The sequence below is a fragment of the Moorena sp. SIO4A1 genome (assembly GCF_010672065.1).
Classification (GTDB): Bacteria; Cyanobacteriota; Cyanobacteriia; order Cyanobacteriales; family Coleofasciculaceae; genus Moorena.
The window spans coordinates 1-17,332 of record NZ_JAAHHX010000076.1 but is presented as its reverse complement, the minus strand read 5'-3'; the positions used below and the strand labels follow the sequence as shown (position 1 = coordinate 17,332).

Annotated in this window: 17 protein-coding genes; 11 read left to right on the top strand and 6 right to left on the bottom strand. The window is 44.6% G+C overall.

Annotation, left to right across the window (positions count from 1 at the left end; translation table 11 throughout):
• The first annotated feature begins 55 nt into the window (after positions 1-55).
• Positions 56-1,735, top strand: coding sequence for an iron uptake porin (locus tag F6K53_RS30430; protein WP_293070912.1), 1,680 nt, complete (start codon positions 56-58; stop codon positions 1,733-1,735).
• A gap of 157 nt (positions 1,736-1,892) precedes the next feature.
• On the opposite strand, the gene F6K53_RS30425 is transcribed toward F6K53_RS30430, so the two are convergent.
• Both F6K53_RS30425 and F6K53_RS30420 read right to left on the bottom strand, forming a co-directional pair.
• Positions 1,893-5,831, bottom strand: coding sequence for a TIR domain-containing protein (locus tag F6K53_RS30425; RefSeq protein WP_293070914.1), 3,939 nt, complete (start codon positions 5,829-5,831; stop codon positions 1,893-1,895).
• Between the two features lie 173 nt (positions 5,832-6,004).
• Positions 6,005-7,246: a caspase family protein gene (locus tag F6K53_RS30420; protein WP_293070916.1), complete on the bottom strand. Its 1,242-nt coding sequence runs from the start codon at positions 7,244-7,246 to the stop codon at positions 6,005-6,007.
• A 237-nt stretch (positions 7,247-7,483) separates the two neighbouring features.
• On the opposite strand from F6K53_RS30420, the gene F6K53_RS30415 reads away from it, so the two are divergent.
• Positions 7,484-7,693, top strand: coding sequence for a hypothetical protein (locus F6K53_RS30415; RefSeq protein ID WP_293018964.1), 210 nt, complete (start codon positions 7,484-7,486; stop codon positions 7,691-7,693).
• A 6-nt stretch (positions 7,694-7,699) separates the two neighbouring features.
• On the opposite strand, the gene F6K53_RS30410 is transcribed toward F6K53_RS30415, so the two are convergent.
• The 3 genes from F6K53_RS30410 to F6K53_RS30400 form a co-directional block, all read right to left on the bottom strand.
• On the bottom strand, positions 7,700-8,323 hold the full coding sequence (locus F6K53_RS30410; RefSeq protein ID WP_293037153.1) for a DnaJ domain-containing protein: 624 nt from the start codon (positions 8,321-8,323) through the stop codon (positions 7,700-7,702).
• Positions 8,324-8,568: 245 nt separating this feature from the next.
• Positions 8,569-9,165: an ATP-dependent Clp protease proteolytic subunit gene (locus F6K53_RS30405; protein WP_070393421.1), complete on the bottom strand. Its 597-nt coding sequence runs from the start codon at positions 9,163-9,165 to the stop codon at positions 8,569-8,571.
• Positions 9,166-9,317: 152 nt separating this feature from the next.
• On the bottom strand, positions 9,318-9,974 hold the full coding sequence (locus F6K53_RS30400) for an ATP-dependent Clp protease proteolytic subunit (RefSeq protein ID WP_293070919.1): 657 nt from the start codon (positions 9,972-9,974) through the stop codon (positions 9,318-9,320).
• 474 nt (positions 9,975-10,448) lie between these two features.
• Between F6K53_RS30400 and iscB the strand changes: the two genes are divergently transcribed.
• From iscB to F6K53_RS30355, 9 genes are all read left to right on the top strand, one after another.
• Entirely contained in the window at positions 10,449-11,720 is a 1,272-nt protein-coding gene (gene iscB, locus F6K53_RS30395; protein WP_293018953.1) for an RNA-guided endonuclease IscB, read from the top strand.
• Between the two features lie 69 nt (positions 11,721-11,789).
• On the top strand, positions 11,790-13,031 hold the full coding sequence (locus F6K53_RS30390) for a VWA domain-containing protein (protein ID WP_293070921.1): 1,242 nt from the start codon (positions 11,790-11,792) through the stop codon (positions 13,029-13,031).
• A 514-nt stretch (positions 13,032-13,545) separates the two neighbouring features.
• Entirely contained in the window at positions 13,546-14,811 is a 1,266-nt protein-coding gene (locus F6K53_RS30385; protein ID WP_293070923.1) for a transposase, read from the top strand.
• A gap of 360 nt (positions 14,812-15,171) precedes the next feature.
• Entirely contained in the window at positions 15,172-15,378 is a 207-nt protein-coding gene (locus tag F6K53_RS30380) for a ssl1498 family light-harvesting-like protein (RefSeq protein WP_365975266.1), read from the top strand.
• Positions 15,379-15,430: 52 nt separating this feature from the next.
• Positions 15,431-15,661, top strand: coding sequence for a hypothetical protein (locus F6K53_RS30375; RefSeq protein ID WP_198954070.1), 231 nt, complete (start codon positions 15,431-15,433; stop codon positions 15,659-15,661).
• An 88-nt stretch (positions 15,662-15,749) separates the two neighbouring features.
• A complete protein-coding gene (locus tag F6K53_RS30370; RefSeq protein WP_070393417.1) occupies positions 15,750-15,956 on the top strand; it encodes a ssl1498 family light-harvesting-like protein in 207 nt (68 codons plus the stop codon).
• Positions 15,957-16,010: 54 nt separating this feature from the next.
• Complete coding sequence (locus tag F6K53_RS30365; protein WP_198954069.1) at positions 16,011-16,241, top strand: hypothetical protein; 231 nt, start codon at positions 16,011-16,013, stop codon at positions 16,239-16,241.
• Between the two features lie 77 nt (positions 16,242-16,318).
• Complete coding sequence (locus F6K53_RS30360; protein ID WP_293019005.1) at positions 16,319-16,549, top strand: hypothetical protein; 231 nt, start codon at positions 16,319-16,321, stop codon at positions 16,547-16,549.
• 11 nt (positions 16,550-16,560) lie between these two features.
• Entirely contained in the window at positions 16,561-16,752 is a 192-nt protein-coding gene (locus F6K53_RS30355) for a DUF2949 domain-containing protein (RefSeq protein WP_293018949.1), read from the top strand.
• 294 nt (positions 16,753-17,046) lie between these two features.
• Here F6K53_RS30355 and F6K53_RS30350 read toward each other — a convergent pair whose 3' ends face one another.
• Positions 17,047-17,211, bottom strand: a complete 165-nt coding sequence (locus tag F6K53_RS30350) for a hypothetical protein (RefSeq protein ID WP_293083226.1) — start codon at positions 17,209-17,211, stop codon at positions 17,047-17,049.
• Between the last annotated feature and the right edge of the window lie 121 nt (positions 17,212-17,332).

The window sequence follows — 17,332 nt, the reverse complement described above, 5'->3', positions numbered from 1 at the left end:
AGAATTTAAGGAATTAGGGCATCTACTACTCAATCAACAACCGTAGGTGTAAATTTTGAACACAAAAAATTGCTTACTACTATCTGGAGCTTCGGCATTTTTTCTCGCTTCACCAGCAATGGCAACTCGTTCGACAGAGGGAGTTAGCCCTAACTCAGGTACATTCCTAGAAAAAGTTACTAGGTCGGTTGTCTCTGTTGATACTCTAGCTGACCTTGCTCCGGTGTTAGCAAATACTTCTGAACAAGCAGAAGCTGAGGTTACTGAAGCTAATTTCTTGGATAACCCTATGGCTCAGATAACCCCAGTTTGGCAACTAAGGGATATACAGCCAACGGATTGGAGCTTTCAGGCACTACAGTCTCTGGTGAAACGATATGGTCTGATTCTTGAGTATCCCGACGGCACATTCCAGGGAGATCGCCCCCTTACCCCCTACGAATTTGCTGTTGTACTGAATTCTGTGCTGGATGCCATTTATCAGTTAATTGAGTCTGGGTCTGAAAAAAAACTAAGTCAAGAAGATTTGGCCACTGTAGAAAAACTGTGTACTCAGTTTCCCGCTAAACTTGCTGAGACTCGCCGTCAGATTGAAAGTCTGGAGGTTAGGACAAAAACCTTAGAGGACAAGCAGTTTTCCCCCAAAGTCAAACTAGGAGGACAAGTAATTTTGGGAGTGTCAACTGCTACAGGGGGTGAACCTCCCGGTCGCGGAGAAACCGAGACGGTTCTGTCCCACCTGACGGTGCTTCAGCTTAGTTCGTCATTTATAGATCCGAAGCGGGAGAAGCTGCGGGTGGGATTCGTGGCAGGGAATTTTGACGATCGCGGTTTCGCTAACCCCCAAGCCCTTAACACCAACATGGCGCTACTATCTTACCAAGCCGATACAAATAATCAGTTTGAACTGAGTTCTTTAGAATATCGGTTTGCTGTTAGCGATGGCTTGGTTTTCACATTTAAACCTGTGGGCTTTAGCCTCAACAGTGTGCTAAACCCCAACTCTCCCTACCAGAGTGCAAGCCATGGGGCTCTCTCTCGCTTTGCTGGAGTTAGTCCCATCTTCAAAATTGGTAGCTTAAATGCTGGTGCTGGCTTAGACTTATTGCTGAGTAATCGGGCACGTCTACAGGTTGCTTATGGGGTTCGCAATGGCAATAGTAGCGATGAGGGTTTGTTTTCAGCAGATCATCGGGCTTTGGGCGTGCAGCTTTTAGCCAAGCCAGCTAATAACCTCAGGACTGGCATTGCCTATGTGAATGCCTTTGCTAGAAATGGTCGTCTCGATACCTTTACCGGCAGCAACAATGCTGATATTTCGGGAGGATTCAACGAACCCGCCACCATTCATGCCGTCAATGGGACTCTGGCATGGCGAGTAACCCGTAAAATTACCTTAGGAGCTTGGGGAGGGGTGACTCTCACTGATTCCCTACCATCAGATGCCCTAGTTCTTTCAACCACATACCTATTCTCTTTGGGTATCTCTGACCCCTTTGGCAGAAAAGGTGATTTGCTAGCCGTGATGGTAGGTCAACCACCCCGACTCAGGGCTGGACTTAATATTGTGCGAGCAGATGAAGGGTCTAGCATGCACTACGAGGCTTTTTACCGCTTCCGAGTTAGTAATCGGGTATCGATTACACCAGGCTTTTTTATCGTCACTGACCCTGGGCATATCTCGGAAAATAATAACATTTTTGTTGGCTCAATCCGAACAGGGTTCAGCTTTTAGGGTGTTTAGAGGATATCTGAAAAGTTTTTTGATACTGAATTTTGCCCCCCTATCCCCCCAACTTTGGGGGAAGAGTCAATTTGCTTCTAAAAGTCCCCCAAAATTGGGGGACCAACGGGGGCTTGGATGTAGCAAATGGGACTTCTCAGACAACCTCTTAGAAGTTTTGGCAAATTTGCCGATCACTCTCACTAACATTTGGGTTGGTTTTGAGATAATCTCGGATGCGATCGCAACCCCGTTTCAACAAATCCTCTAAGTCTAAATTCCAGAGCAATAGACCTTCTTCCTCACTGGCACTTATCATTAGTTTGCCATTAGGACTAAAGCTAACGCTTTCGACTCGGTTAGTTTCTCCTCGCAAGATTTTTAGCAAAGTGCCATCTTTGGGATTCCAGAATCTAATGGTCTGATCAGCACTGCCAGAGACTAACGTTTTACCATCAGAACTAAATGTAACACTAGTAACTCCATCTTTATGTCCCCTCAGCGTCAGGGTGTCAAGAAGGCTACGGTCTTTGACCCGCCAGAGTTTAATAGTATTATCCCAACTGGCAGAGGCTAGAGTTTTGCCATCGGGACTAAAGCTCAGAGCTGCGATCGCCGACCCATGCCCAGGCAATGTTTCCAGTAAAGTTCCATCTAATCGCCAGAGCTTCACTGTGTTGTCATAACTGCCAGATGCCAAGATTTTGCCATTGGGACTAAATGTGACACTACTAACTCCATCCTGATTTACTTCTAGGGTTTCGAGCAGAGTTTCATCGGTGAGGTTCCACAGTTTTATGGTTGGATCTTTACTATCAGAGGCAGAAGCTAAAATCTTGCTATCGGGATGGAAGCTAATACTGGTAACTAGACCTTGGTGTCCTTTTAAAGTTCTGGTTAGGCTGCCATCATTAGAATCCCACAATTGAATTGTTTTGTCATCACTGCCAGAGGCAAGAATCTGACCATTAGGACTAAAGCTGACTGTCTTTACTGACGATTTATGGCTTTCCTGGGTTTTGAACAACAATTTAGGAGTGGTTTTATCCCTGCTCCAAACCCAAACAATTCCATCCCAACCTGCCGCCGCAAATTTTTGACCGTCAGGACTAAAACTGGTCGTGTAGAGTCGGCATTGGGTGCAGGTTTCAAGGGGAGGGATGCTCCAGAGTCTGATAATTTTGTCCTCTCCAGCAGACATTAACATTAGGGTCTGGGTCTGCTCATCCAGGTGGCAACTGATACTCCACACTTTACCAGTATGACCCCTCAACGTTTTTTGTAATTTTCCATCGGCTACGCGCCAAAGCTTTAAGGTACTGTCCTGACTGGCAGACACCATAAATTTACTGTCAGAACTAAAACAGACGCTAGTAACCTCCTTGTCATGGCCGTTCAGAATGTGCCCCTCTTCTTTAGTTTCAACTAGCCCGTCTTTCAAATTCCAGAGCTTCACTGTTTTATCAGCGCTAGCAGTAGCGAGGATCTGACCGTCGGGACTAAACATAACATTGGTAACTCCATTTTTATGTCCAGTTGGAAGGTCTTGAATTAAGGTACCGTCTGTGTTCCAAAGTTTTACGGTTCCATCGTTACCAGCAGAAGCTAAGGTGTTACCGTCGGGGCTGAAGTTAACTCCATTGACAGAGTCCACGTGTCCTTCCAAGGTTTTGAGTAGATTTCCATTATCAGTATTCCAAAGTTTCACAGTCTGGTCGCGACTGACAGTAGCGAAAATCTTACCATCAGGACTGAAACTCACTCCATTCACCCAGCCTTTTTTCGGTCCACCCTTGTGACCTTCCAGCTTTCTGATCACAATTCCTTTGGCGAAATCCCACAGATTCACCTTTCCATCAGCACTGGTATAGGCTAGTATCTTACAGTCAGGACTAAAAGCAACACTAGTCACTCTATCTTGATGTCCCTTTAGAAGACCATTGACTTTACCACTACCATCTTGTTTCCAGAGTCGGATAGTTCCGTCATCACTACCAGAAGCCAGCATCTGACCGTTAGAACAAATATTGACGCTATTAACCCTTTCTCTGTGATCTTCCAATCGGTTGATTTCGTGAGTTTGATACACAGCTTGTTGTAAAGTTGCGGCAGTCCGAATGCGGATACTGTTCGGCATCCAAAAAGTTGGCTGTTTTAGCTTTCTGCCAGCCTTGATACTCTCTACCAAAGCTTCTAGTTGAGCATCATCTAAAAGATGAGCTTCAGACGATGTAGTTAGAAAGTAGATTTGGTTTTGTAGAGTCTGATTTTGTTGAAACACAAAACCAAATGCTGCAATTATTGCTAAACCTGCTGTGGCTATGACAGTAGCTAGAGTCCTCTTCTTCCGCTTTTTCGCTGCTTGAATCTGTTGATCGCTAGCTTCAACCAATTCCAGTAAGGTTTCATCATAGCCCAACTCATCAGCATCAGGACTACTCAACCAGCGCCCCGCCTCAGCTAATTCAGTCTCATCTAATAAACCTCCTTTGCCTTTCCCCAGGTTTACCCAATCTTGAACTTGGCGCATTAGTCTTCTACGAGTCTGTTCCGCCTCCCGTCGTTTTTCAAGCCGCCATTGCAAAGCTGGCCAACCCTCGATCAGAGCCTCGTGGGCAATATCAACGTTAATACTAGAACCGTCTTTTCCGGCATTGAGGGTTAACAAGCGATTTTCAGCTAAGTAATTTAGTGTTTTGTCAAACAGTTCTGGATTGTCATCAAGGGCTTTTAACTGCTCAACTGACTGCTGGCGACGAGTATCAGCACGTCCTTCACCAAACTGAATCAAGCGTAGGAAGATACGCCAAGCTATCTGTTGTTCTTCTTTGGACAGTTTGATAACAGTAGAATCAGCATGATTAGCGATTACAGCCTGCAATCCTTTACGGTTGCTACCATCTATCTTTTCATAGCTTGTGCTGGTCAGTACTAGGGTGTCATAGGCTCTAAAGGGTAAAAATCGCCGCTCTAGTTTCTCCCATAACCACACCATTGCTTCTTGCACTATAGGCAAAACTCCTGGTTCCTCAGCAGCATCTGCCACCAAACGCTCTACTAGCACTGACTCTATAAAAACTTTGACTTTTTCGGCTGGTTTGGTAATGGCTTCACGCAATCCCTCAGCATTGAGAGGAACAATCTCCAGCCGAGATATTTGAATCTGGTCCCATAGCATAGACTCCATTAGTTCAGGATAAAAGTCTGCTCTGACGGTCAAAATTACATAGCAGTCAGGAATTTCCAGTAGACCCAGTAAAACCTCTTGAAAAGGTACTGCTTCTTGCTCAGCTTGCGTAAATACTTCCTCAAACTGGTCTACCACTAAAAGTAATCGTCGAGCATTGTCTTCAGTGGCTAAAGCTGTAGTAACTGCTAAGGTGGGATTAGCTAGGTCACTTTCTAATGCTTTTTTTAAAGCCGTCAAAGGTTCCTCACCAGGACGGATTGTGCGAATTAACCACTTTCCATCCTCAAAAAGTCCACTTCGCTCTAAAGCCGGAATTAGACCTGCAAACACTAAGGAAGATTTTCCACTACCTGACGGACCAATTACACTCACAAAATTATGATGACGCAAGTGCTGTAGGAGTTGCTTGATTTCCTGATCACGCCCAAAAAAGCGATCGCTTTTTTCCTCACTAAAGGGTCTCATGCCAGGATAAGGGCATTCCGGTTTAGATGGAGCGTCAGGCACTGAACGTTGTAGATGCTGACACAAGCGTTCAATTGCCTTTTCCCACTCATCCTCATTGATTGCTTCTAGTGGTACAAGAGCACTGAGGCTAGGTGGCAATTCCAGAGTTTCATCCCTGATCAGAGGGATAACTGGCCAAATCCCTTTGTCTCGTCCATAGGACTGAGCTAGCAAATCAATGAATCGGTTAGTATCATTGGCTAGATAGGCATGAGAGAGTACCAGTAACGTGAGATCGCTTTGCTCAATAGCACGCTCAAATTCTGCTATCCAAGACACACCAAGAGTAAAGGCAGTTTCTACCAGATAGCGTACATTAGTCTGGTTCAAGGCATCTAGTAAATAGCCTTCTACCCAAGCCCGATCAGCATCTACATAGGAGATAAAGAGGTCGTATTCTTTAGCCTGCATTCTAATCCTTACCTATAGGAAATTCTGGTTTGATGCAGATACAACCCTGAAGTATTAAACCTATAATAAACACTGAAATCTCTAAAGAGATATCTAGATTAAATGACAACTATATTGTGGTGGCTATTTCAGGCTTTGACAGTATCCTTGAGGGTACTTTTTAGATTTTTCCATCAACCATTTCTCCTCGATGGGGGCTGCCACAGTTGGTAAAGCAAGCGTTTTATGTTAGTCTCAAACTCATCCTCATCAGTCATGTCCAGCAAGGGGAGCATGCGCAGTCCCAGTCGTGGCGTGCATTCGACCCGTAGAATCGGTATTAAATGATACTGACTTTCTTCTAGTCCCCAATGTTGACTCGCCACGTTCTCAAACTGACCATAACTACTCTGTAAGTAAGCTGGGGAAAGTACCAAAACAGTATAGCGACTTCGCTCAATAGCACGTTCCATGCTGGTAATTATAGGTACGCCCAATCGAAAGCGAATATCAAGATAAACCTTTAGCCCCTGTGACTCCAAGTAAGGCAGCAACGCCTGACGAACCCAATGCTTATCCTCTCCCCTGGCTTGATAGCTGATAAAGAGATCGTACTCGTAATCATCACTAGGCAAAGTTAGAGGCATTGGCGTTTCCGCCTTTCCTCCCAGGTAACGGGCGATGGGGAAGTTGTCCTCAATCTCAGCTTTGAGAATAGGATGCTGATTGGCCTGATCACTGGTAACTCTGGGCTGTAAGTAATTAAAAAGGTCAAGGATACGGATAACTCCCCCTGAACCGATCGCACCCCCTTGCAACCCAGCCAGCAAGTGTTGGGTAAACAGACTATTTTCAGCATCCCGTAAAACATAGGATTTTTCACTGCTGCGAGAAGAAGCGAGGATAACCCGACCTCGTCCCTGGGTAAGGGAGTCATAATACTTTTCTGGTAAGCCCTCTTTAAGGGTAGACCCATCCACATCTTTGGGTTGACCAATGCCGCCAGCATGACAGCAGTCAAAAACAACGACTAATTTACGAGCTGGAATCGCCCGTAGAGCCTCGGTAAACTGATCGCCAGAAATGGCAGTTTGAGCTAATAATGATCCGCCGGATGTCAGGTTTGTGTCTACTGGTAACAGGTACTCTCCTTGGTAAGCACCTTCTTTAATCTGTCCCCCATGACTGGAAATATAAATCAAAACGGTAGAGTCTTTGTTACTCTGTTGGGCTAGATTTGCTAATGCCTCACTGAGTGCTGCCTTAGTTGCTTTAGTATCTAGCAGTAATTGCACCCTCTCAGGTGAATAGCTACAGTATTCCGGGTCAATCAGCAGGTTGTAAATGTTCTGAGCATCTTGGAGGATAGTGTTTGGGAGTTGGTTGATGTTTTGATAGTTGGCGATGCCAACAACTAATGCATGAGCGTTATCCATTGCAGGTACGATGGGACAATTTTGATAGGGACAGGTGATGAGTTGGAAGTGTTGAACGTTTCAAAGTTTTAAAGGTTTAACGCTTATGTTCCAAACCCTTTGTTAATTCCCTGGTAATTTCCCGTGAATCCGGAATGGCGTTGCTGAATTTCGTAGGTAAGCATATGCGCTACGCGCACGCTACGCGAACAGCGGTCAGCGGTCAGCGGTCAGCTTAAAATAAACCTCGTTCGTGTAGTGTGCGCACCTCAAGTAGCGTGCGTGTATTTAGCGCAGTTGCGATCGCAACACCAGTACCAGAGCGTAGCCAAACCACTACATCTTGACCAATACCAACCCTATATAGCGTTTCTCATACAGAATTTTTTACCTCTTCCCTCTTCCCTACTCCCTGCTCCCTGCTCCCTGCTCCCTAAAACCCAGGAGGAAAGTACCTCACCCAAATAAGAATTGCTATATCATCTGTTCGATCACAAGAAAATCCTGTTCTATCTGAGCACACAGAGACTTATTGTAGGGGTCAGTCTTGAGGGCTTTTCTGAGATAATTTCTAGCTTTATCGAGCTTGTGCTGTTTAAGCAAGTGTCTTGCCCAACTTTGATAAGCGATCGCTTGCCACTGACGCACTTCTGGGTCTTGGGGCATTCTTTGGGCCAAGGCTTCGACTAATGCGATCGCTCTCATCAACCGTCGCTCTCGAAGCAATTGCTGGAGTTGATGATAGGAATCCCACTTCAGCTGTTGTTCAACTGCTGATAGGGGTTGATTGAATTCAACGGATGGTGGCTTAGGTGTTACCCAAGTTGAAGTTGGGGGATGTGAGTCCTCAGGCTGATTACTCTGATTACCAAAGCTAGTGGCGGAGGTTAATACTGGTTCACGGTCAGACTCTTTGATAACACTGAGGAGAAGCTTATAAGCCTCCGTAAACCGAATAAACTTTTCTTGGGCAAGCTTGTCTCCAGGGTTAATATCAGGATGATACCGACGTGCCAGACGCCGATAAGACTCCTTTACTTCAACCTGCTTCGCTCCTGGACCGACACCCAATAAGCGATAGCAATCAGCCAGATTCATCAATGGGATAAGCAATCAATAAGCGTTTAGACAGACTTACCTGTTTCTCTGTTTCCTATATATAGAGTACCCTGCTGAATAATGTCACTACTTTTCCCTTTATAATACTTGATCACCAGATCATCAAACAGCGATTACGCACCAAGACGGTTACAACGGGGTTTCTGGTTATAAATCAAAGTGTAATTACCGTTAATAACCGGCTTGGCGGCTTAAGTACTGATCAAATTTACCAGACCAACACTCTAGGGTGCTCTCTGGTCAATAACTTGGTCAATCAAGCCATACTCCTTGGCTTCATCGGCTGACATGAAAAAGTCCCGATCCATGTCTTTTTCGATTTTCTCTAGGGCTTGACCAGTATTTTGGGCGTAGATTTCATTGAGTTGATGGCGGATCCGCAAAATTTCCCTAGCTTCAATCTCAATATCCGTAGCTTGTCCACGGGTTCCCCCAGAGGGTTGGTGAATCATAATCCTGGAGTGAGGCAAAGCTATTCGTTTTCCTTTTTTACCTGCAGCTAGCAGGAAAGACCCCATGGAAGCAGCTAGACCAACACAAACGGTTACTACATCGGATTTGATATGCTGCATGGTGTCATAAATAGCCATGCCTGCGGTGACTGAACCACCAGGAGAGTTTATGTAGAGTATGATATCTTTGCTATTATCTTCAGAGTCGAGATATAGCATCACCGCAATGATCTGGTTGGTAATTTCGTCATCAACCTCTTTGCCTAGAAAAATAATCCGTTCCCGGTAGAGACGGTTGTAGATGTCAATCCATTCAGTATACTGACTTCCTGGCATCTGGTAGGGAACTTTGGGCACACCAATTGGCATAATTTGCTCCGAGTTATTAATAGATTATGGGAAGCTGATAGCACCTCAAGTAGCTTGCGTGGCACAGGCTTCTAGCCTGTGGGTAGCGCATAAGCTGATTGCTGATTGCTGATACGCGACACGCTGAATGCTGATTGCTGATAACTTACAACTTAAGTAATACCAGCAGGAATCTGACTATCAACCTCTTGAGGTTCTAGCACCCTGTCGATCAGACCATACTCTTGGGCTTGGTGAGGTGTCATGTAAAGGAACCGATCCATATCCTTGGCAATTTTTTCTTGGTCTTGACCGGTATTGCGAGACAAGATATTGAGCATCGTCTTCTTATTGGTCAGAACTTCTTGAGCACGAATTTGGATATCCGTGGCTTGACCCTGGGCATAACTCCTGGGCTGATGTAGGACAATAGTGGCATTGGGTAAACTTGCCCGACAGCCTTTGGTTCCTGCGGAGAGGAGCATCGCTGCCATCCCAAGGGCTGAACCAATACAAATAGTGTGGATAGGGGGCTTGATGTAATTTATGGTGTCACAGATGGCAAAGGCTTCGGTTTCAAAACCCACGGGTTGGCCATCGTAACGGGATGTGCCGGTGGAATTGATGTAAATTTTAATGGGCTTGTCTGGGTCGTCGTACTGTAAATACAACAGTTCGGCAATAATTAATTCTGTTACCGCACTCACCAAGGGCATACCCAAATATACAATCCGCTCACTTAACAACAGCGAGGGTAAGTCTGGTGGCGGTGTCCGCTGGGCAGGTCTACCATAGTAGGTGGATTGAACAGCCTGGATGGGTCGTTTCATGATATTTGGGGCTGCAATAATGGCACTATCTTTAACCAGTGTAGCTTGCCATACTTTCTTCGTGATTTTCTTCGTGTCGGTTAGCCCCCTGAAGGTTAAAAGTGTAACATAGGGGAAAACTGCCTACACCCATAATCAATTACCCTTGCTGCCTGAGGAGCTATCTAAAGTCAATAACTCACCGCTAAGTCTTTCGGCGTAGCCGAACGCGCCCCGCGTGGCCTACGGCCTCCGCTGCGCGAAAAGACTATAGCGGGAGCTTGTGAAAAGCTCATAGTTGACCAGTCTAAGTTCTATAAGAACTCCGTTATTTCCAAGAGTTAAAGTCCTACCTGGGGATGCGTAGCTAGTCCCCAGCTCTAGAACCCGGTCGTTAAACAGACCTAGTTGAGTTAAGTCAGTGCGATCAGGAAAGTACCGAGAAATAACTTTGACTAAGCTAACTTTACCCTAGCAATAGGAGGAAACACAATTATGCGTGTATTTGTACTAAATAAAAATCGACAACCTTTAGACCCCTGCAAACCGGCGAGAGCTAGAATTATACTTTCGACAGGCAAAGCTAAGGTCTATCGTCGTTACCCATTTACTATAATTTTAACGGAGGAAATAGAAGAGCCAATAACTCATACTCATCAGCTCAAAATAGACCCTGGTGCAAAAACAAGTGGTTTGGCCATTGTTCAAAATAGCAGAGTGGTTTGGGGAGGTGAACTTACCCATAGAGGCTTTCAAATTAGAGACGCTTTGACTTCTCGTAGACAGTTAAGGCGCGCCCGTCGCAATCGTAAAACTCGGTATCGCAAGCCCAGGTTTCTTAACCGACCATGGTCAGAAGGCTGGTTAGCTCCTAGTCTGATGTCTAGAGTTTACAACATTTTAACTTGGGTCAAAAAACTAACTCGTTTATGTCCCATTACAGGGTTCTCTCAAGAGTTGGTTAGATTTGATACTCAGAAACTGCAAAATCCTGAAATATCTGGGATCGAGTATCAGCAAGGTACGCTTTACGGTTACGAGCTTCGAGAGTATCTACTTGAAAAATGGAATCGTAAATGTGCTTACTGTGGGACAACAGATACTCAGTTAGAGATTGAGCATATCAAGCCATTATCTAAAGGCGGTTCTGATAGAGTTTATAATTTAGCTATCGCGTGTCATTCATGTAATCAAGCTAAGTCTAATCAGGAGGTTGAGCATTTCTTGTCTGGAAAGCCTGATGTCTTGAGGCGGGTTAAAGCTCAAGCAAAACGACCTTTAGCTGATGCGGCATCTGTTAATGCGACTCGCTGGAAGTTGTACCATGAACTAAAATCTATTGGGTTGCCTGTCGAAGTTGGTAGCGGCGGATTGACTAAGTTTAACCGATGTCGCCAAAACCTCCCTAAGACTCATTGGTTAGATGCTGCAAACGTCGGAAAAATTGAAACATTGGTTATCGAAGTAACCCATCCTTTGATAATTACCGCCAAAGGTCACGGCACTCGTCAACTTTGTCGAACCAACAAGTACGGATTCCCCATTCGTTACTGCTCAAGAACCAAAGTGCATAAAGGGTTCCAAACAGGGGACATTGTTCGTGCTGTGGTAACTAAAGGTAAAAAAATAGGTACTTACGTGGGGAGAGTCGCAACTCGAAAATCGGGTTCTTTCAATATCTCCACTAAATCAGGATTAGTACAGGGAATTAGCCACAAATATTGTCAGTTTATTCACAGAAAGGATGGTTATGCTTATACGATTTAAACCCTGTCCTCCCTTTCCTCTCACCGCTAAATCAAAGATTATAGCGGGAGACGACCGGGAGGCGGACAGATGAAAGTTGGTTTGCACCCAGCCCTTAACGATACTAATATTGATGCTAATCAACCGAGTAGTCAGCGTCAATTATCCGTGGCGATTTCTGCGATCGCTGCTTCCTCTAGTCGAAGTGTACCCTTGAATTTGTGTCTGGTACTCGACCACAGTGGCTCCATGCATGGGCAGCCCCTGGAAACTGTCAAGCAAGCAGCAGTGGGGTTAATTGAGCGCCTGCAACCGGATGACCGCCTCTCGATTGTGGCCTTTGACCACAGAGCCAAAGTGCTAGTTCGCAATCAACCGATGGGCAACCTAGACCAAATCAAACGAAAGATTAACCGACTTGCGGCTGATGGGGGTACCGCCATTGATGAAGGTCTAAAGCTAGGGGTTAAAGAATTAATTAAAGCTAAACAAGACACGGTATCTCAGGTGTTTCTGCTCACTGATGGGGAAAACGAACATGGAAATAATGAAAGCTGCATAAAATTAGCTGAACTGGCTGCTGAAAATAACTTGACTATCAACAGTCTGGGATTCGGTTCCAACTGGAACCAAGATATTTTGGAAAAAATTTCGGATATTGCTACTGGTAGCTTGTCTTACATTGAAGAACCAGAGCAAGCCCTGAGTGAGTTTGCACGTTTGTTCAACCGCATGCAGTCTGTTGGCTTAACTAATGCTTATCTGTTGTTGGATTTAATGCCAAAAGTGAGGTTAGCAGAACTTAAACCCATTGCCCAAGTAGAACCAGATGCCATTGAACTCCCAGCACAATCAGAAGGCAATCGCTTTATGGTACGTTTGGGAGATTTGATGACTGATTCAAAACGGGTGATTCTCGCTAACTTGTATGTTGGTAAAATGCCAGAGGGTCGTCAAACCATTGCCCATGTACAAGTCAGATATGATGACCCATCCAGTGGTGGACAAGAGTTACTCTCGGAAATCGTGCCAGTTCAGGCAAATTTCCAGGAGGGTTATCAACCAGTTCCCAATCCTGAGGTACAGAAGCATATTCTAGCTTTAGCTAAATACCGTCAGACTCAAATTGCGGAAACGAAATTACAGCAGGGCGATCGCGCTGGGGCTGCCACCATGTTACAAACTGCGGCAAAAACGGCTATCCAGATGGGGGATAAAGGAGCCGCAACAGTACTGCAAACCAATGCTACGATTTTGCAAACTGGGGAAGACCTCTCAGAAGCTGATCGTAAGAAAACCAGAATTGTGTCTAAGACTCTGTTACAAGAGTGATCAATTGCAGGAGTAATCAAAAGGGTAGGGCATGATGCTTGCCCCCCTTTGCCAAAATATTTGCTTATACCAACAGGAATTACCCAGTCAGTCCTGTCCACACATATTGCTACACATCGGATCAGCCTATAAACTCCTCATCTAAAGGCTGACCGAAAACCCTGAGGGCGCAAGCCCCTAAATTCTATTTATGGGGTTAGCCCGAACAGGAATTTATTCCCTAACTGTTCGGGCGTCTTTTTTCTAACTTGGTAAGGTTCCAGATCTTCCCAGGAACTCTAGGTACTCAGATAAGCTCAACCCCGAACTGGCTGCCAAACGTTTCAGTCCCCGCCAACCAGTCTCAGTAGCCTTGATACTGTAACTTTTCTTTGCCTCTTCGTGCAATCTAGGTCTTCCTACTTTTCTTTTGATTTGTTCAGACATTTTACTTGACATTATAATTTAAGGGGTCTATAATTAGAGTAGCACTAAAACAGGTCGAGTAGATACAACAAAAGGAGGTGATGTGCGAGTGTTGGTCATGGAGTTCAAAGCTATTCTAAAAAAGCCTCAAGAATTAGCAGTAAATGAAGCTATTAGAACGGCTCGTTTTGTCCGGAATAAGGTACTTCGGTATTGGATGGACAATCGCGGAGTAAAGAAGAAAGAGCTCTATCGCTACAACACTCAACTAAGGGATGAATTTGAATTTGTTAAAGATCTAAACAGTCATGCTTGTCAAGCCTCTGTCGAGAACGTAGAGCGTGCTATTAAACGTTTTTTTGACAATTGCAAGAAAAAAGTGCCCGGCAAAAAAGGGTACCCTCGCTTCAAGAAACATTCTAGATCAGTCGAATACAAGCAGTCCGGGTGGAAATTATCCCCAGACAAGAAGTCTATAAACTTTACCGATAAAAAAGGGATCGGTAAGGTTAAGCTCAAGGGTACATGGGACTTGTGGCGTTTCGATTCGGCAAAGCCGACGCTACGCGAACAGAAGTTGATAAAGCGCGTTAGGATAGTCCAAAGAGCTGATGGTTATTATGTTCAGTTTTGTGTCAAAATAGATAACTTAAAGCGACTAGGAGCTACTGGATTCACTGTCGGGTTAGATGTCGGACTAAAAGAGTTTTACACTGACTCTGATGGTTATTCAGAACCTAATCCTAGGTTTTATCGCAAAAGCGAAAAACGATTAAAGTTTTACCAACGTCGGGTCTCCCGAAAAAAGAAAGGCTCATCTAACCGTAAGAAAGCCGTCAATAGATTAGGTAGACATCACCTTAAAATAAGTAGGCAGCGTGAAGAACATGCCAAGAGACTGGCACGTTGCGTAATCCGGTCTAACGATCTGGTCGCCTATGTTCGCGCAGCGTGCCGAAGGCAAGATTTGAGGATCAAAAATCTAGTTAAAAACCACTGTCTCGCCAAATCTATTAATGATGCAGGTTGGTACAAGTTCAGGGAGTGGCTGGAATATTTTGGGCAAAAGTTTGGTCGGATAACTGTTGCAGTTAATCCTGCCTATACAAGCCAGAATTGTTCCAGCTGTGGTGAAGTGGTCAAGAAGTCATTATCAACTCGAACCCATGTCTGTAAATGTGGGTGTCGGTTAGATTCGCCGAAGGCGACGCTACGCGAACGCGACCATAATGCCGCTAAAAACATCCTAACTAGAGCCTTAAGTACCGTGGGGCACACGGGAACTTTACTTAACGCTTGGGGAGATCTGTCCTCTACTTTTCCTGACTCCGGTTTGGTTAAGCAAGACGGGTCTATGAACCAAGAATCCCCCTGATTCTATCAGTGGGGAGTGTCAATAGGATCGGGCTGGGGGGATGCCATCTATGCCTAAAGATATAGACCGAAAGTAATAACTTAAACACTTATACTTAAACCCTTAGACGTAAACACTTAGATTCAAACACTTATAAATAAGGATTAGCAGCCATTATTGGGTTTTATCGGCGTAATTAGCAGTAATTACGCCTATTTACTGCTGTTTAATATTCACACCTTAGGCTTTTTACCTTTTTATAGGGTTTTTACACCTGAACCTGTACGGTCAACCCTACAGCCAGTCCCTGTCAAGCTATTGCAACAAAAATTTACAAAGTGTTATATTTATTTACATAAAGACGAAAGGAGAAAAAACCAAATGACTTTCAGCACTGACACCATTACCAAGTCCACTATGTACACCACCGTTGATGAAACTGGAGTGCTCAATAACTACGCCCCTGAAACCGAGATTTACTACGCAGATTTCCCAACACCCGAACAGCAACGTAATTATATTTCCCAAGGTGCTATAGCTAGCTTCTTAGTCAGCTTGTTAATTTTGACCGCCTTCGGTATCAGCTAAACCATTCGTTACTTATTTGACCACTACCTCGTAAAACACAAAGGAGAAAATGATGACTATTGTAATTGCACTGTTAATTGTGGGTTGGACTGCTGCAGCTCTAATTGGTACTCAAGCTTACTTCCGTGGTGAGCAAACCAAACCCATCCATGAGCGCAACTGGCGTAGTGAGTCTTTCAACAAACTGGCCAAATCCGTGACTGGTCAAGAAACTGACTATAGCGATCGCACTCCCGCCTATGCCATGGATGCTTTTGCTAGCAACTCTCTGCCCAATTCCTAATAACAAAGCATTTGACACTTTAATCAAGCAATGCTTTAAGGGTTTGACCCAAACCTCGTAAAACATAGACGAAAGGAGAAAAAACCAAATGACTTTCAGCACTAACACCATTACCAAGTCCACTATGTACACCACCGTTGATGAAACCGGAGTGCTCAACAACTACGCTCCTGAAACCGAGATTTACTACGCAGATTTCCCTTCAGTAGAACAGCAGCGTAATTATATTTCCCAAGGTGCGATAGCTAGCTTGTTAGTCAGCTTGTTAATTTTGACCGCCTTCGGTATCAGCTAAACCATTGGTTACTTGTTTGACCCAAAGCTTGTAAAAAACACAAAGGAGAAAATGATGACTATTGTAATTTCACTGTTAATTGTTGGTTGGACTGCTGCGGCGCTAATTGGTACTCAAGCTTACTTCCGTGGTGAGCAAACCAAGCCCATCCATGAGCGCAACTGGCGTAGTAAGTCTTTCAACAAACTGGCCAAATCCGTTACTGGTCAAGAAACTGACTATAGCGATCGCACTCCGGCCTATGCCATGGATGCTTTTGCTAGCAACTCTCTGCCCAATTCCTAATCTTGAAGCATTTGACAGATTAAGCAATGCTTTAACGGTTTGACCCAAAGCTTGTAAAAAACACAAAGGAGAAAATGATGACTATTGTAATTGCACTGTTAATTGTTGGTTGGACTGCTGGGGCGCTAATTGGTACTCAAGCTTACTTCCGTGGTGAGCAAACCAAGCCCATCCATGAGCGCAACTGGCGTAGTGAGTCTTTCAACAAACTGGCCAAATCCTTCACTGGTCAAGACACTGACTATAGCGATCGCACTCCGGCCTATGCCATGGATGCTTTTGCTAGCAACTCTCTGCCCAATTCCTAAACCAGAGGTCGATGCAGTATTCAGTGCTCACTAAATTGATTCGCTGGTTACAGGAAGACTTAGAGATTCCTGGGGCTTCCATTGCCCTGGCACTACGCCAGGGCGAACCAAGCCCAACCTTTTTACCCATGATTCTTTGGCAATACGGACTAATTACATTAGATCAATTAGATCAAATCTTTGATTGGTTGGAAGCCGTCTAAGTCTATTTCTGAATATATAGCAATTATCTTCACGAGTGAAGTCCAAATTTCTGGTTTTTAGGGAACAGGGAGCAGGGAGCAGGGAGCAGGGAATAGGTAATAATGAAAAAAAAATATGTACATCATAGCTATGATAAACGCTATAACTATTTCAGGTAACTATAGTAGTTTAATTTTAAATATCAAACTAGGATTGATATAAAAAGGTAACAGGTAATAGGTAAATGGAATTTCATGATCTATTTGGAAATGGTAGATAAGTCAACTCTATAAGGTAAGTCCGGGATTTGATAGTTAATACAAATTTTTTGCGCTCACACGGCTACACATCAATTTCATCTCCCCATCTCCCCATCTCCCCATCTCCCCATCTCCCCATCTCCCCATCTCCCCATCTCCCCATCTCCCCATCTCCCCATCTCCCCATCTCCCCCTCTCCCCATCTCCCCATCTCCCCATCTCCCCATCTTCTCATCTCCCCAACTAACAATCTAAAAGGCTGATAGCGCATAAATTTTCACATCATCCTGATAGGAAAACTGTAAAGGCTTTCAGTCTGTACAAGAAAACAATTAAAAAC